At 73.8% G+C, this 12,596-nt stretch carries 19 protein-coding genes; 14 read left to right on the top strand and 5 right to left on the bottom strand.

Annotated features, from left to right (window positions below):
- Nucleotides 1-44 precede the first annotated feature (44 nt).
- Nucleotides 45-707 carry a type 1 glutamine amidotransferase domain-containing protein gene (locus tag ACIQMJ_RS34715; RefSeq protein ID WP_499765230.1) on the top strand — a complete coding sequence of 221 codons (663 nt, stop codon included), beginning with the start codon at nt 45-47 and terminating at the stop codon, nt 705-707.
- On the opposite strand, the gene ACIQMJ_RS34720 is transcribed toward ACIQMJ_RS34715, so the two are convergent.
- A complete protein-coding gene (locus ACIQMJ_RS34720; protein ID WP_499765231.1) occupies nt 659-1,063 on the bottom strand; it encodes a winged helix-turn-helix transcriptional regulator in 405 nt (134 codons plus the stop codon). The two genes, ACIQMJ_RS34715 and ACIQMJ_RS34720, sit on opposite strands and share 49 nt — an antisense overlap.
- A gap of 48 nt (nt 1,064-1,111) precedes the next feature.
- Here ACIQMJ_RS34720 and ACIQMJ_RS34725 point away from each other — a divergent pair, with 48 nt between their 5' ends.
- Entirely contained in the window at nt 1,112-1,909 is a 798-nt protein-coding gene (locus ACIQMJ_RS34725) for an SDR family NAD(P)-dependent oxidoreductase (RefSeq protein ID WP_499765232.1), read from the top strand.
- A gap of 12 nt (nt 1,910-1,921) precedes the next feature.
- On the opposite strand, the gene ACIQMJ_RS34730 is transcribed toward ACIQMJ_RS34725, so the two are convergent.
- A complete protein-coding gene (locus tag ACIQMJ_RS34730) occupies nt 1,922-2,479 on the bottom strand; it encodes a dihydrofolate reductase family protein (protein WP_499765233.1) in 558 nt (185 codons plus the stop codon).
- Nucleotides 2,476-3,513, bottom strand: coding sequence for a DNA polymerase IV (locus ACIQMJ_RS34735; protein ID WP_499765234.1), 1,038 nt, complete (start codon nt 3,511-3,513; stop codon nt 2,476-2,478). The genes ACIQMJ_RS34730 and ACIQMJ_RS34735 overlap by 4 nt, the downstream gene beginning before the upstream one ends.
- Nucleotides 3,514-3,544: 31 nt before the next feature.
- Between ACIQMJ_RS34735 and ACIQMJ_RS34740 the strand changes: the two genes are divergently transcribed.
- From ACIQMJ_RS34740 to ACIQMJ_RS34765, 6 genes are all read left to right on the top strand, one after another.
- Nucleotides 3,545-3,952, top strand: a complete 408-nt coding sequence (locus ACIQMJ_RS34740; protein WP_499765235.1) for a helix-turn-helix transcriptional regulator — start codon at nt 3,545-3,547, stop codon at nt 3,950-3,952.
- Nucleotides 3,953-3,975: 23 nt separating this feature from the next.
- The gene (locus ACIQMJ_RS34745) at nt 3,976-4,380 is read left to right on the top strand and encodes a VOC family protein (protein ID WP_499765236.1); all 405 of its coding nucleotides are present in this window, start codon (nt 3,976-3,978) and stop codon (nt 4,378-4,380) included.
- Between the two features lie 57 nt (nt 4,381-4,437).
- Nucleotides 4,438-4,884 carry a DUF309 domain-containing protein gene (locus ACIQMJ_RS34750; RefSeq protein WP_499765237.1) on the top strand — a complete coding sequence of 149 codons (447 nt, stop codon included), beginning with the start codon at nt 4,438-4,440 and terminating at the stop codon, nt 4,882-4,884.
- A 2-nt stretch (nt 4,885-4,886) separates the two neighbouring features.
- Entirely contained in the window at nt 4,887-5,519 is a 633-nt protein-coding gene (locus tag ACIQMJ_RS34755; RefSeq protein WP_499765238.1) for a GNAT family N-acetyltransferase, read from the top strand.
- Between the two features lie 33 nt (nt 5,520-5,552).
- Nucleotides 5,553-5,735, top strand: a complete 183-nt coding sequence (locus ACIQMJ_RS34760) for a hypothetical protein (protein WP_499765239.1) — start codon at nt 5,553-5,555, stop codon at nt 5,733-5,735.
- A 94-nt stretch (nt 5,736-5,829) separates the two neighbouring features.
- Nucleotides 5,830-6,267 carry an SRPBCC family protein gene (locus ACIQMJ_RS34765; RefSeq protein ID WP_499765240.1) on the top strand — a complete coding sequence of 146 codons (438 nt, stop codon included), beginning with the start codon at nt 5,830-5,832 and terminating at the stop codon, nt 6,265-6,267.
- A gap of 4 nt (nt 6,268-6,271) precedes the next feature.
- Here ACIQMJ_RS34765 and ACIQMJ_RS34770 read toward each other — a convergent pair whose 3' ends face one another.
- Nucleotides 6,272-6,505: a hypothetical protein gene (locus tag ACIQMJ_RS34770; protein WP_499765241.1), complete on the bottom strand. Its 234-nt coding sequence runs from the start codon at nt 6,503-6,505 to the stop codon at nt 6,272-6,274.
- 113 nt (nt 6,506-6,618) lie between these two features.
- Between ACIQMJ_RS34770 and ACIQMJ_RS34775 the strand changes: the two genes are divergently transcribed.
- Nucleotides 6,619-7,371 (top strand): EI24 domain-containing protein, encoded by a 753-nt coding sequence (locus ACIQMJ_RS34775; RefSeq protein ID WP_499765333.1) that lies wholly within the window; start codon nt 6,619-6,621, stop codon nt 7,369-7,371.
- Nucleotides 7,372-7,380: 9 nt separating this feature from the next.
- On the opposite strand, the gene ACIQMJ_RS34780 is transcribed toward ACIQMJ_RS34775, so the two are convergent.
- The gene (locus ACIQMJ_RS34780; RefSeq protein WP_499765242.1) at nt 7,381-9,330 is read right to left on the bottom strand and encodes a beta-propeller domain-containing protein; all 1,950 of its coding nucleotides are present in this window, start codon (nt 9,328-9,330) and stop codon (nt 7,381-7,383) included.
- 146 nt (nt 9,331-9,476) lie between these two features.
- Between ACIQMJ_RS34780 and ACIQMJ_RS34785 the strand changes: the two genes are divergently transcribed.
- The 5 genes from ACIQMJ_RS34785 (at nt 9,477) to ACIQMJ_RS34805 (ending at nt 12,572) form a co-directional block, all read left to right on the top strand.
- Entirely contained in the window at nt 9,477-9,851 is a 375-nt protein-coding gene (locus tag ACIQMJ_RS34785; protein ID WP_499765243.1) for an FKBP-type peptidyl-prolyl cis-trans isomerase, read from the top strand.
- Between the two features lie 121 nt (nt 9,852-9,972).
- Nucleotides 9,973-10,515, top strand: coding sequence for a YbaB/EbfC family nucleoid-associated protein (locus ACIQMJ_RS34790; protein ID WP_499765244.1), 543 nt, complete (start codon nt 9,973-9,975; stop codon nt 10,513-10,515).
- A 16-nt stretch (nt 10,516-10,531) separates the two neighbouring features.
- Nucleotides 10,532-10,840, top strand: coding sequence for a type VII secretion target (locus ACIQMJ_RS34795; protein ID WP_499765334.1), 309 nt, complete (start codon nt 10,532-10,534; stop codon nt 10,838-10,840).
- A 136-nt stretch (nt 10,841-10,976) separates the two neighbouring features.
- Nucleotides 10,977-11,819: a hypothetical protein gene (locus tag ACIQMJ_RS34800; RefSeq protein ID WP_499765245.1), complete on the top strand. Its 843-nt coding sequence runs from the start codon at nt 10,977-10,979 to the stop codon at nt 11,817-11,819.
- A 168-nt stretch (nt 11,820-11,987) separates the two neighbouring features.
- Nucleotides 11,988-12,572 (top strand): DNA-binding protein, encoded by a 585-nt coding sequence (locus ACIQMJ_RS34805; protein WP_499765246.1) that lies wholly within the window; start codon nt 11,988-11,990, stop codon nt 12,570-12,572.
- Nucleotides 12,573-12,596: the final 24 nt, after the last annotated feature.

Here is a 12,596-nt window from a genome sequence, read left to right on the forward strand (position 1 = left end):
GTCGTTGTCCGACCTGGACAGCGACTTCTCGAAGGGAACGAACGATGAGCAAGGTCCTCGTGGTCGTCTCGGCGGCCGACGAACTGGTGCTGGCCGACGGGTCGAGCCACTCCACCGGGTTCTGGGCGGAGGAAGTGGTCGAGTCGGTGCGCGTCCTGCGGGACGCCGGCGCACGCGTGGACATCGCCACGCCGGGCGGCGCGCGGCCGACCGTCGACGCGGCCAGCCTGACCGACGAGTTCGCCGCCTACCTGGCGTCGATCGAGGACGAACTGGCGGCGCCGCTGCGGCTCGCGGACGTCGACGCCGCCGACTACGACGCCGTGCTGCTGCCCGGCGGGCACGGCCCGATGGCGGACCTCGCGTTCGACGCGGACCTCGGCCGGCTGCTGGTGGCGTTCGACGACGCGGGCAAGGTCGTCGCCGCGCTGTGCCACGGCCCGGCCGGGCTGCTGGCCGCGGTGCGCGAGGACGGCACGTTCGCGTTCGCCGGGCGGCGGCTGACCGTCTTCACCGACGAGGAGGAGCGCCAGGGCGGCTTGGCCGTGCCGTACTCCGTCGAGGCGCGGCTGCGCGAGCTGGGCGCGGTGCCCGAGACCGGCCCGGCGTGGTCCAGCACGGTCGTCGTGGACGGCAACCTGGTCACCGGCCAGAACCCTCAGTCCAGTGCGGACACCGCGCGGCGGGTGCTGGACTCGGTGTCGTAGGCCGACCGCGCGGCCTCGATCTCGGCCTCGTGCCGCAGCACCCACTGTCCCAGGGGGACGACCAGCTCCAGCAGGGACCGGCCGAGCGCGGTCGCCGAGTACGTCACGCCGGCCGCCCTGCCGGGCCGCACCTCCCGGCTGACCAGGCCGTCGCGCTCCAGGGCGCGCAGGGTGCGGGTGAGGATGCGGCGGCTCAGCCCGTGCACCGCGCGGTCCAGCTCGTTGAAGCCGTAGGGGTGTTCGGCCAGGAGCACCAGCACCAGCAGGCTCCACTTGTCGCCGACCCGGGTCAGCAACCCGGACACCGAGCAGGTGGCTCGGTCGGCGGCCGTGACCGGCACCGGGACCAGTGACATGGATGTGCCTTCTTCCGGGTCGTCGCGACGCGCTGCAAGCTCCAGGTTATGGCGAACGCGGTGATCACGGGCGGCACGAACGGCATCGACCGCAGCTTGGCGGAACGACTGGCGCGCGAGGGGCACCGGGTCGCGGTGGTGGGCCGGTCGGCCGCCGCGCCGGACGGGGTGGAGCTGATCCGGGGCGACCTGAGCACGATCGCCGGCACCGCCGCGGTGGCCGACGAGGTGGCGGCGCGGTTCGACGTGGTCGACCACCTCGTGCTCGGCGCGGGCCGCTACACCCGCCGCCGCGAGGTCACCGCCGACGGGTTGGAGCACTCGTTCGCCCTCTACGCGGTGAGCCGGTTCGCGCTGGTGGAACGGCTGCTGCCGGCTCTGGAGCGGTCGGCCGCGCCGGTCGTGGTGAGCCTGTGCGGCGTGGCCGGGCTGAAGGGGCCGGGCATCCAGTGGGACGACCTCGCGCTCAGCCGCGGGTTCCGGCCGTTCCGGGCGGTCAGCCAGGGTGCGCGGGCCGCGGACCTGCTCGGGGCCGGTTTCGCCGACCGGCACCCGGGCAGCGCGGTCCGGTACGTGCTGCACAACCCGATGTTCGTGGACAGCGGCCTCGGCGCGCAGGTCGGCGGGCTGCGCGGCCGGGCGCTGGACGCGGTGGCCCGGCTGTTCGCCCGCTCGACGGCCGGCGCGGCGGCCCAGGTCCACCGCTTCCTGGCCGACCCGCCCACCGCACCGCTCACGGCGTCGCGGGCGGGCAAGCCGGTGGACCTGGGCCGCCCCGAGTTCGACGGCCCCACCGCCGCCCGGCTCTACACCGTCCTGGACGGCATCACCGCGTCGGCGTCGTGACCGGGCTCGACGTCACCGCAGGACGCGGAACCTCAGGTGCAGCACGTCGTCGGCCTCGGTCACCCCGATCCGCTCCAGCCCGGTCGGCCGCAGCCCGTCCAGCAGCCGCGTGCCCGAGCCGAGCAGCACGGGCACGAGCTGCAACCGGATCTCGTCCACCAGCCCGGCCCGCAGCACGTGCTGCGCGGCCTCCGCGGCGGCCATGACCAGCACGTCCCTGTCCCCCGCCGCGGCCCGCGCCCGGGCGATCGCGCTCTTCGGCCCGTCGGTGACGAACGTGAACGCCGCCGACTTCATCGCCAGCGGCGGGCGCGGCTCGTGGGTCAGCACGAAGCTGGGCACCGGGAACGGCGTGTCCTGCCAGAACCGCAGCCCCAGGTCGAACGTCCGCCTGCCCAGCACGACCGCGCCGACCGTCGCCGCGAACGCCGCGTCACCGTCCGCCCCCTCGGCGAACAGCCACTCGTGCAGCCGCTCGCCGCCCTCGCCCATCGGGTGCTCGTCGCTCACGTTCGGCCCGGCGCTGTACCCGTCGAGCGACACCGAGCCGTTCAACACGACTTTCGTCATGGTCGTCCTCCGCTGAACTCGGCCCGCACCCCCAGCAGGCGCACGGCGCGCGCGTCGTCGAATCGTGCCAGCGCCGCCACCGCCGCGTCCTCGATCGGCTCGACGTCCGTCGTCGGCTCGGCCAGCGCCACGCCCCGCGTGTACGTGAAGAACGGCACGAACCGCACCTTCACCACCACCCGGACCGCGGGACGCCCCTCGGCGCGCACGTCCTCGGCCACCCGCCGCGCGAGCAGCCGCACCTGCTCGCGGACCTCGTCCGGGTCGGTCAGGTCCTGCTGGAACGTCGTCTCGCGGCTGCGCGACTTCGCCACCCACGGCGTGGCGGTGACGACCGGGTCGCCCGCGCCGAGCGCCAGGTCCCGCAAGTGCGGCCCCATCGCCGGGCCGAACCGCGCGGCCAGCACCTCCGGTTCGGCCCGCGCCAGCTCCGCGACCGTGCCGACGCCCAGCGCGGCGAGCTTGGCCGCGGTCCGCGACCCGATGCCCCACAACGCGGTCACCGGACGCGCGGCCATCACCTCGACCCAGTTGTCCCGGGTCAGCCGGTACACCCCGGCGGGCTTGGCGAACCCGGTGGCGAGCTTGGCGCGCAGCTTGTTGTCGCCGATGCCGACCGAGCACTCCAGCCCGGTCCGCTCCTTCACCGCCCGGCGCACGGTGCCGGCCACCGCCTCGGGGTCCTCGGTGCGCGCGCCGAGGAACGCCTCGTCCCAGCCGAGCACCTCGACCACCACGGGCAGCTCGCGCAGCACGTCCATGACGTGCGCCGACACCTCTTCGTACGCCGCCGCGTCGGACGGCAGGAACACCGCGTCCGGGCACTTCTTCTTCGCCAGCCGCAACGGCATCCCCGAGTGGACGCCGAACTCGCGCGCCTCGTAGGACGCGGTCGCCACCACGGCGCGCCGCGTCGGGTCGCCCGCCCCGCCGACGACCACCGGCTTGCCGCGCAGCTCGGGTCGGCGCGCCACCTCGACCGCCGCGATGAACTGGTCGAGGTCGACGTGCAGCACCCAGTCCGATCCGGACACCCCGCCAGTATCGCCGTGGCAGGCTGGTCCCGTGCGACCGGAAGAACTGGCCCACCTGCGCCGGGCACGGGACCTGATGGACCGCGAGTACGCCCGGCCCCTGGACGTGCCCGCCCTGGCGCGCGCCGCGCTCATGTCGCCGTCCCACTTCGCCCGGCAGTTCAAGCTGGCCTACGGCGAGACGCCGTACAACTACCTGATGACCCGGCGGGTGGAACGGGCGAAGGCGCTGCTGCGCCGGGGCGACCTCACCGTCACCGAGGTGTGCGTGGAGGTCGGCTGCACCTCGCTGGGCTCGTTCAGCTCCCGGTTCACCGAGCTGGTCGGCGAGACGCCCAGCGCCTACCGGGCACGCCGCCACGACGCCGTCGTCGCCGTGCCCGCCTGCTGGTCCAAGATGGTCACCCGGCCGAGCAGATCTCGAGAAGCACGGGCCTGACCGGCGCGGCTACGTTCGCCGCCATGAAGATTTCGCACACGTTCCTCCAGGTCCGCGACCAGCAGGAAGCACTGGTCTTCTACCGCGACGTGCTCGGCCTCGACGTGCGCACCGACGCGCCGGTCGAGCAGTACCGGTGGCTGTCCGTGGGCCCCGCCGACCAGCCCGACGTGGAGATCGTGCTGGAGGACCCGGGCATGGGCAGGCCGGCCGACGACGCGACCGCGATGAAGGAGCTGATGGCCAAGGGCTCGCTGGGCGCGGTCATCTTCCGGGTGGACGACTGCGACGCCGAGTTCGAGCGGATCCGCGCGGCGGGCGCGGAGGTCATGCAGGAGCCGATGGACCAGGCTTACGGGGTGCGCGACTGCGCGTTCCGCGACCCCTCGGGCAACCACCTGCGCTTCTCCGCGCCGATCAAGCGCTGACCCGGGCGCACCGGCCGCGCCGTTTCGCGGTGGCGGGGATCGTGACACGATCAAGAGGTGTCGACCAGCCCCCGCGATCGCGACGAGCAGGGTCGGGCCCGCAACGCGCGACCGCGTGACGGGCTCGGCCGCCCCCTCCCCTACGGGCTGCAGGGGGTCGAACGCCAGCCCGAAGGCGTGCCCCGCACACCCGGGGAGGCGCTGACCGAGGCCCAGCGCCTGCTGGACCTCGGCCGGCCGTTCCACGCCCACGAAGTGCTGGAAGACGCGTGGAAGGCCGCGCCGGAGCCCGAGCGGGAGCTGTGGCGCGGCCTGGCGCAACTGGCCGTCGGCCTCACCCACTCCGCCCGCGGCAACCAGGCGGGCGCCGAGGCGCTGCTGAGCCGGGGCGCCCGCAACATCTCCCCCTACCTCGACGACCCGCCGCACGGGGTGGACGTGGCGGGCCTGCTCGCCTGGGCCGAGTCCGGCACCGGCGTGCCGAGGCTGACCGGGGGTTCGTGACCGTGCTGATCAGGCCCTACCGGGACAGCGACCGGGACGCGGTCGGGGACGTCTGCGCGCGCACCGCCGACGCGGGCGGCGACTCCCGGCACCTGCACCCGGCCCCGGAGGTGGTGCCGACCACCTTCGCCTGGCCGTACACCGACCTGGAGCCGTCGCTGGCGTTCGTGGCCGACAACGGCGAACGCCCGGTCGGCTACGTCATCGGCACGGCGGACACGCCGGCGTTCGTGTCGCGGTGGGAGTCGGAGTGGCTGCCGGAGGTGGTCGACCGGTACCCGCCGGTCGACGAGCCGACCACGCCGACCGAGGAAGTGGTGTGGCTGCTGCACCACCCGCGCCGGATGGTCCTGCCCGAACTCGTCGGCTACCCCGCGCACCTGCACGTCGACCTGCTGCCCGAGTACCAGCGGTCCGGGTACGGGCGGGCGTTGATGACGGCGTTCCTCGGCGCGCTGGCCTTCCGGGGCGTGCCCGCCGTGCACCTGGGGATGCTCACCGCGAACACGCCGGCCCGCGCGTTCTACGACCGGCTGGGCTTCCACGAGATCGCCGTGGCCGGCGCGGGACCGGTGACCTACCTGGGGCTCGAAGTTGGGCCGAACGCCGGCTTGGCGGCCGTCGCGGCGGGGTAACTGGTGGTCACCCACCCCACCCTGGAGGTTCCCGTGTTCGCGATCATCGCCGCGGTCATCTTCGGCCTCGCCCTCCTGCTCGACCTGGCGAACGCCTCGCTCGGCACCGTGCTGGACGGCGGGACGCTGCTCATGGCCGGACTGCTCTGCGTGGCGCTGCACCTGGCCGGCGTCGGCGTCGGCGCGCGGGCGTTCAGCTTCCGCCGCCGCCGCTGAGCCGACCCCGTTGAACGGACCCCGTTGAACGGACACCTCTGAACGGGACCGCCCTCGCCCGGTGCGGGGGCGGTCCCGGATGGACAATCGGCGCGTGGACGTGTCCGCGCGCCGATTGATCACCCGGCCGCCGGAGGTGGTGGCGCGCTACGCCATGGACTGGCGGCACGACCACGAGTGGACCCGGGGCATCAAGCGGGCCGAGCTGAGCGCGCCCGCGCCCGGCGGCGGGTTCGGCGTCGGCGCGGAGGTCACCCGCACCGCGCGCTTCCTCGGCAAGCGCATCGACTACGTGCTGCGGGTCGTGGCGCACGAGCCGCCCGCCCTGCTGGAGATGAAGTCGGTCGCGGGGCCGTTCCCGATGCACGTCACCTACCGGTTCGACGCCACGCCCGCCGGCACGACGATGGCGTCCATCCGCATCCGCGGCGACGCGGGCGGGCACTACCCGCTCCTCGGCCCGCTGCTGGCGCGGTTCGTGCGCGCGACCATCCGCGAGGACCTCCGCGACCTCGCCCGCCACGTCGGCTGACGGGTCAGCTCCGGGGCGTCGCCGACAGCAGGCACGCCACGCACGGCATGCCCTCCGGTTCGGGCAGCAGCTCCGCCGCGCCCACCTCGATCTGCTCGCCGCACAGCGTGAGCAGCGTCGAGCGCGTGCCGTCCTCGGGCAACGGCGCCAGGTGGCAGCTGCGCTCCCACTCGCCCACGAGGTCGGCGCGCTTGCGCACGAGCAGGACGGGTTCGGTGTGGTGGTGGTCCAGTGCCATGGCGGACGTCCTCTCCCCAGAGACCAGCAGTCTGGCACCGCTCCCAGAGCCGCGCGACCGTCGATTCGGGACTCCGCCGCGCTCTCCGCCGATATGCTCCGGCGGTGATCAGGGTGCTGCGGGACTTCTCCACCGGTGTCAAGCTGCTCGGCCAGGGCTTCGCCCTGGTGTTCCGGTCGCCGAAACTGCTGCTCATCGGCGCGGTCCCGGCGTTGCTCACGACCGTGCTGCTGATCGGCGGGGTGGTCGGGCTCGCGGTGTGGATCGACGAGATCGCCTCCTGGGTCACGCCGTTCGCCGACGACTGGAACGAAGGGCCGCGCACGGCGATCCGGTTCGCCGCCGGGTTCTCGATCATCGGCGCGTTCGTCGCGATCGGACTGCTGCTGTTCACCGCGATCACGCTGATCATCGGCGGCCCGTTCTACGAGCACATCGCGGAGACCGTCGAGGACACGCACCTCGGCGGCGTGCCCGAGGCCGAGCAGGTGACGTGGCTGAAGTCGGCGGCGGTCGGCGTGCGGGACGCCGTGCTGCTGGTCGGGATCGCGATCCTGTGCGCCATCCCGCTGTTCGCCGCCGGGTTCATCCCGGTCGTCGGCCAGACGGTGGTGCCGGTCGTCGCCGTGCTGGTCAACGCGACGCTGCTGTCGATCGAGCTGACCGCCATCCCGTTCACCCGGCGCGGCCTCAAGCTCGACGTGCGCCGCCGCACGCTGCGCAAGCGGCGCGCGGTCACGCTCGGCTTCGCCGTGCCGGTCTACCTGCTGTGCCTGATCCCGCTGGCGGCGCTGGTCGTGCTGCCGGCGGCGATGGCAGGCGGCACGATCCTCGCGCACCGCCTGCTCCACGACCAGATCACCTGAGGACCGGCATCAGGTGAACGGCACCCACGCCTGACGCGCCAGCCCGTCGATCCGGTCGACCCGAACGCCCACCGCGGACACCGTCCACAGGTCGTCGCCGATCACCAGCGCCCGCCGGATGCCCGGGTCGTAGGCCGACCCGTCGTGCTGGACCGTCCCCAGCGGGGAGAACGCGCCGTCGCCCAGCCGCAGCACCAGCAGGCCGCCGGCCGCCGGCACGTGCCGGGTCGCGATGCCCGACCCGGTCACCGGCAGCACCACCAGGTCGCGGGCCGGCCAGTACAGGAACGCGTGCGGGTCGAACTCGACCTCCGAGCTCGCGCCGGGCACGTAGTGCCCGGCGACCTTGGTCGGCGCGGCCGGGTTCGACACGTCGAACAGCGACACCTGCGTGCCGGTGACCCGGCCCTGCCCGGTGGCTTCCTGCCCGACGCCGATCAGCTTCCCGTCGCCGGCGGGGTGCAGGTAGGCCGAGTAGCCGGTGATCTTCAGCTCGCCGACCTTGCGCGGCTTCGCCGGGTCGGACAGGTCCAGCGTGTACAGCGGGTCCACCTGCCGGAACGTCACCACGTAGCCGACCGGTCCGACGAACCGGACGCTGTAGATCCGCTCGCCCACTCCCAGCCCGTCGAGCCGGCCGACCTCCACGAGCTTGGCCCCGTCCCGCTTGAGCACGGTGACCGAGCTCTGCGTCGCGGGCGCCTGCTCGGGGATGCCCGGCGCGTCCGCCGAGGTGGTCGCGACCCGCAGGTGGCCCTGGTGCTCGGACAGCGAGTACTGGTTGAGCAGCGTGCCCGCCACCGAGCCGGACGCCACGTGCTTCGGCGGCCCCGGCTGGGAGAGGTCGAACTGGTGGACGGCGGTGGAGGCGGGCGCGTCCGGCGCGAACCGCGTCATCGGCCGCAGGTGGTGGTCGTCGGCCACGTACAGCGACGTGCCCGTGCCGTAGACGGTGTCACCGTCCGCCATGATCGTCACCGCGTCGCCGGTGCCCAGGTCGCCGGGGAAGTCGAACGTCAGCACGGACAGCATCGACGTGGCCGAGTGGTGCTCCGGGTGGCTGACCCGGTCGCACGCCACCAGCCTGCCCTCGGAGGTGGCGCCGTCGGCGTCGGTCAGCTCGTAGCGCGGCAGCCACGCCTCGATCGGAGCGGTCGCGACGAGCTCCCGGTTCGCGATCAGCGCCTCCGCCTCGCTGCGACCGTCCATCGGGTACACCCACGCCAGCCGCGGCCCCGAGTGCACGACCACGCGCACCACGCCGTCGACCTGCCGCGCGTCGACGTAGCGGCCCTGCACGGTGAGGGTGCCCAGGACGCGGGGCGCGCCGGACAGGTCGACCAGCGTCACCGACGAGTCCTCGGCGTACACCTCGGCCGGGCCGTCGACCACGATCCCCCGTCCCGCCATGCCCGTGCCCGCGCCGACGACGAGCGCGCGGTCCCCGTGCAGCAGCAGTTGGGAGGCGTGGCCCGCGGGCACGTCCAGCGTGCCGGTGAGCTGACGGGTCGCCACGTCCAGCACGCGCAGCTTGCCGTCGGCCACCGTGACGACCCGCTTGCCGTCGGTCTTGACCAGGTCGGGCTCGTCCACGCCCGACTCGTGCGCGTTCGTCTTGGAGTGCTCGGGCACGGCCGCCGTGTCACCCGGTGCCCGCTGCGCGCTCCCGACGCGCGCGTCGGCCTGGCTCTCGACGGCGACGCCACCGTCGATCTTGGTCCGGAACGTGGGGCCGCCCAACCCGTACGCGCCGACGTGCGGCGCGATCGCCGCCCTCAGCTCGGCCAGCGCGCCGTCGCACGTGTCGAACGCCACCAGGTCCACCGGCACCGCCTCGATGGGCGGCACCACCCGCCAGTCCTCCACCTCGGAGGGCACGGCCGAGGCCGCGCTCACCCCCACCACCAGTGCCGCGCCGCCGAACAGCGCCGCCCGCGTACCCCAGGACCATCGCCTCATGCCCCCAGGACGGGGCGGACCGGGCAAACGGTTGCGCGGGGGCCTGCGCGGGCCGGGCGGCTCCGCTCCGGGCGACGTGATTGAGTAGGCGCGGACCGAATGCCCAACACCCCCGGCCGGGGGTGGAACGACCACAGGAGAGTCACATGGCCCCGAGCAAGCCCGAGGTCGAGCCGTACGAGGGCGCGCCGCCCGCCGACCTGGTGATCGAGGACATCACCGTCGGCGACGGGCCCGAGGCGGTCCCCGGTCAGCTCGTGCACGTGCACTACGTCGGCGTGGCGCACTCGACCGGCGAGCAGTTCGACGCTTCCTGGGACCGCGGCGAGGCGTTCAGCTTCCCGCTGGGCGGCGGTCGGGTCATCGCCGGCTGGGACCGCGGCGTCGCGGGCATGAAGGTCGGCGGCCGGCGCAAGCTGGTCATCCCGGCGCACCTGGGCTACGGCGACCGCGGCGCGGGCGGCGTGATCAAGGGCGGCGAGACGCTGATCTTCGTGGTGGACCTGCTCGGCGTGAACTAGCGCGTCGGCGACGGCCCGGTTGCGCCCGCTGCTCCGTTCGGAGCATTTGACCCGGAGGCGGAACCGGGCCGTTCACCATTGCGTCATCCTGGACGGACCGAGTGGGAGGGGGTAAGCCGTCGTGCCCGAGGACATCGGCGGGTCCGAGCGGATGCTCAGCCAGTGGCAGCAGAGCATCGAGCAGAAGGCCGAGCGCTACCAGGAGATGGCCGCCCGCGTGCAGGGCATGACCATCTCCGAGGCGTCCCGCGACGGCTCGGTGCGGCTCACCATCGGCTCGAACGGCATCCTGACCCACCTGGAGATCGCCGAGTCCGCGCGGGACAAGCGGATGGCCGAGGTGTCGGCCGAGGTGATGAGGACGTTGCAGCGCGCCCAGTCGCGCATCCCGGAACTGCTCCAGCAGGCCATGGCCGAGACCATCGGCACCCAGGACGAGACGGCCAACGTGCTGTTCAACGAGGCCAAGCGCAACTTCCCCACCCCGCCGCACGAGGACCCCGCGCCGCCGCCCGTGGGCCGGGAGATCCGGTTCGGCATCGAGGACGACGACGCGCCCGCCCCGCCGCCCTCCCGCCCCGCGCCGCCGCCTCCGCCGTCCCGCAGGCCGGCCCGCCGCCCGGACGAGGACGACGACTTCGGCGGACAGTCCTTCCTGTCGTGAGCAGTGACCTAGGGGGATCGCAATGGCCGGTTTCGAGATCGTCGCGGACACGCTCGAAGCGCACAGCAAGCAGCTGGACGACCTGAGCGCGCGCTTGCAGGGCGCGGTCGACGCGGCGAGGACGGTGAGCATGCCGACCGACGCGTACGGCATCATCTGCCAGCCGTTCCGGATGATGCTCGACCCGGTCGAGCAGTACGGGCTGGACGCGTTGCAGGGCGCCGTGGAGGCCATGGACGCCGCCGGCAAGGCCGTGAAGCACACCGTCGACCAGTACCGGGAGATGGAAGAGGCGATCCGGGACAGCTTCCGGTCCGGCGGCTGACGAGCCGCCGCTCACCCCAGGCTCGTGAGCGGCGCCGGCGGCACCCGCGGTCTCGCCCAAGCGGACCACGGCGGTGTGTCCCGGCCGTTAAGATCAGCCCACCGTGTCCGGGGGGAGCCAAAGGGGTGTTCGACGCATGAGCCAGCCAGCCACACCGCTGACCGAGCAGGAGCAGAACCAGCTCGTCAAGCAGATCGGCCGCGCCATGCTCCCCGCCCTGCCGCCCGGCTGGCAGCGCATCCGCGCCGAGTACCGGGCCGCGGGTCGCCACATCGAGGTGGACCTGGCGTTCGCGGGCCCGGACGGGCAGTGGCGGCCGGTGCGGCCCCCGATGGACGTGGTGCAGCTGTTCGGGCAGTTGCGCGCCGGGATGTACGAGCCGGTGCGCGGCACGTGGCTGAGCGCGGTGTACGAGATCGAGGCGCCGGCCGCGTTCTCGGTGGACTTCAACGCCGACGACGAGCCGCGCTGGCGCAACGCCCCGCCGGTGATCGGCTTCCAGGACGAGCTGCGCACGTTCCCCCGCCAGGACGAGCGCATCCCGGCGTGGCTGCGGCAGCGGGTCGGCCTGCCGCCGCTGCCGGAACCCGAGCCCGAGGCCCGGCCGGACGGCGAGCTGCGCACCGCGCACGTCTACGACGGCCGCGACGAGGCGGGCCGCCCGGTGGTCAACCGGCAGATGATCGACCCGCAGCTGGCCGACGCGCTGCTGACCTACCTGGAGGGCGCGCCGGTCGTGCTGGCCGCGCGCAACCTCGACGTGGACGAGTTCGTGCCCGGCGACCAGGACGTGCCGCTGAACTTCCGCACCGACGGCGCCTGGATCTGGGCCGGCGCGGTGCCGCACTACCTGCGCAAGCACGGCCTCCCGCCGGAGCCGGAGCTGGTCGCGCACATCGTGGCCCGCGGTTTCCGCCTCGACGAGGTGGACGAGGCGACCCGCGAGCGCGCGGTCGCGCTGATCACCGGCAGCGCCTGACCGGAGCTCCGCCACCTCACCCCACCTCGTCCTCGAATGAGGCCGAGGTCACCGTGCTCGACCTGGTTTGTTTACGTACAGTCAATGATTGTGCGCACTCTGTCGACCGCCTCCGACGATCGGGTTACGTATGCGCACAAAAGCGCACGCACGGGATACCCTGTGCGCATGAGTCCCGCGCTGGAGGCGGTGTTGGCCAAGGCAGGCTTGCAGGTCACCCCCGACGAGTTCCTGTCGCTCGTGGCCGACGCGGCGAAGAAGCTGGCCCCACCCCACCCGGACCCGGCGAGCTACTTCCCGCCCGACCAGCGCGACGCGCTGGAGGACGTGGGCCTCGACCTGAGCCCGCACCGCATCACCGACGACCAGGGACGCGCGCGGACCGTGGTGGCGCACGCCGTGCTGCGCGACTCGGCGCTGACCGTCGCCGAGGCCGCGCGGCAGCTCGGCGTCGACACCAGCCGCATCCGGCACCGGCTCGGCGTCGGCCGCCTGGTCGGCTGGAAGGACCGGGGCAGCTGGCGGCTGCCCGCCTGGCAGTTCGCGGGCCCCGGGGTGCTGCCGGGCCTGGAGGCCGTGCTCGCGGCCGTGCCGCCGGACCAGCCCGCGCTCGTGGTCGCCGGGTTCATGACGACCGAGCAGGAGGACCTGGTGGTGGACGGCGCGCCCACGACGCCGCGCGAGTGGCTGCTGGCCGGCGGCGACCCCCGCCGCGTGGCCGCGCTGGCCGAGCAGCTGGGCACGCCCGCCTGACCCGGTCGCCGACCCCCGTCGCCG

Origin of the sequence: Actinosynnema sp. NPDC091369, assembly GCF_044757065.1 — a bacterium.
GTDB lineage: Bacteria > Actinomycetota > Actinomycetes > Mycobacteriales > Pseudonocardiaceae > Actinosynnema.

Bases quoted from the DNA above. Each gene is read 5' to 3' on its own strand.
- ACIQMJ_RS34715 (WP_499765230.1), top strand. From the start codon at position 45: ATGAGCAAGGTCCTCGTGGTCGTCTCGGCGGCCGACGAACTGGTGCTG.
- ACIQMJ_RS34720 (WP_499765231.1), bottom strand. From the start codon at position 1,063: ATGTCACTGGTCCCGGTGCCGGTCACGGCCGCCGACCGAGCCACCTGC.
- ACIQMJ_RS34725 (WP_499765232.1), top strand. From the start codon at position 1,112: ATGGCGAACGCGGTGATCACGGGCGGCACGAACGGCATCGACCGCAGC.
- ACIQMJ_RS34730 (WP_499765233.1), bottom strand. From the start codon at position 2,479: ATGACGAAAGTCGTGTTGAACGGCTCGGTGTCGCTCGACGGGTACAGC.
- ACIQMJ_RS34745 (WP_499765236.1), top strand. From the start codon at position 3,976: ATGAAGATTTCGCACACGTTCCTCCAGGTCCGCGACCAGCAGGAAGCA.
- ACIQMJ_RS34770 (WP_499765241.1), bottom strand. From the start codon at position 6,505: ATGGCACTGGACCACCACCACACCGAACCCGTCCTGCTCGTGCGCAAG.
- ACIQMJ_RS34780 (WP_499765242.1), bottom strand. From the start codon at position 9,330: ATGAGGCGATGGTCCTGGGGTACGCGGGCGGCGCTGTTCGGCGGCGCG.
- ACIQMJ_RS34785 (WP_499765243.1), top strand. From the start codon at position 9,477: ATGGCCCCGAGCAAGCCCGAGGTCGAGCCGTACGAGGGCGCGCCGCCC.
- ACIQMJ_RS34800 (WP_499765245.1), top strand. From the start codon at position 10,977: ATGAGCCAGCCAGCCACACCGCTGACCGAGCAGGAGCAGAACCAGCTC.
- ACIQMJ_RS34805 (WP_499765246.1), top strand. From the start codon at position 11,988: ATGAGTCCCGCGCTGGAGGCGGTGTTGGCCAAGGCAGGCTTGCAGGTC.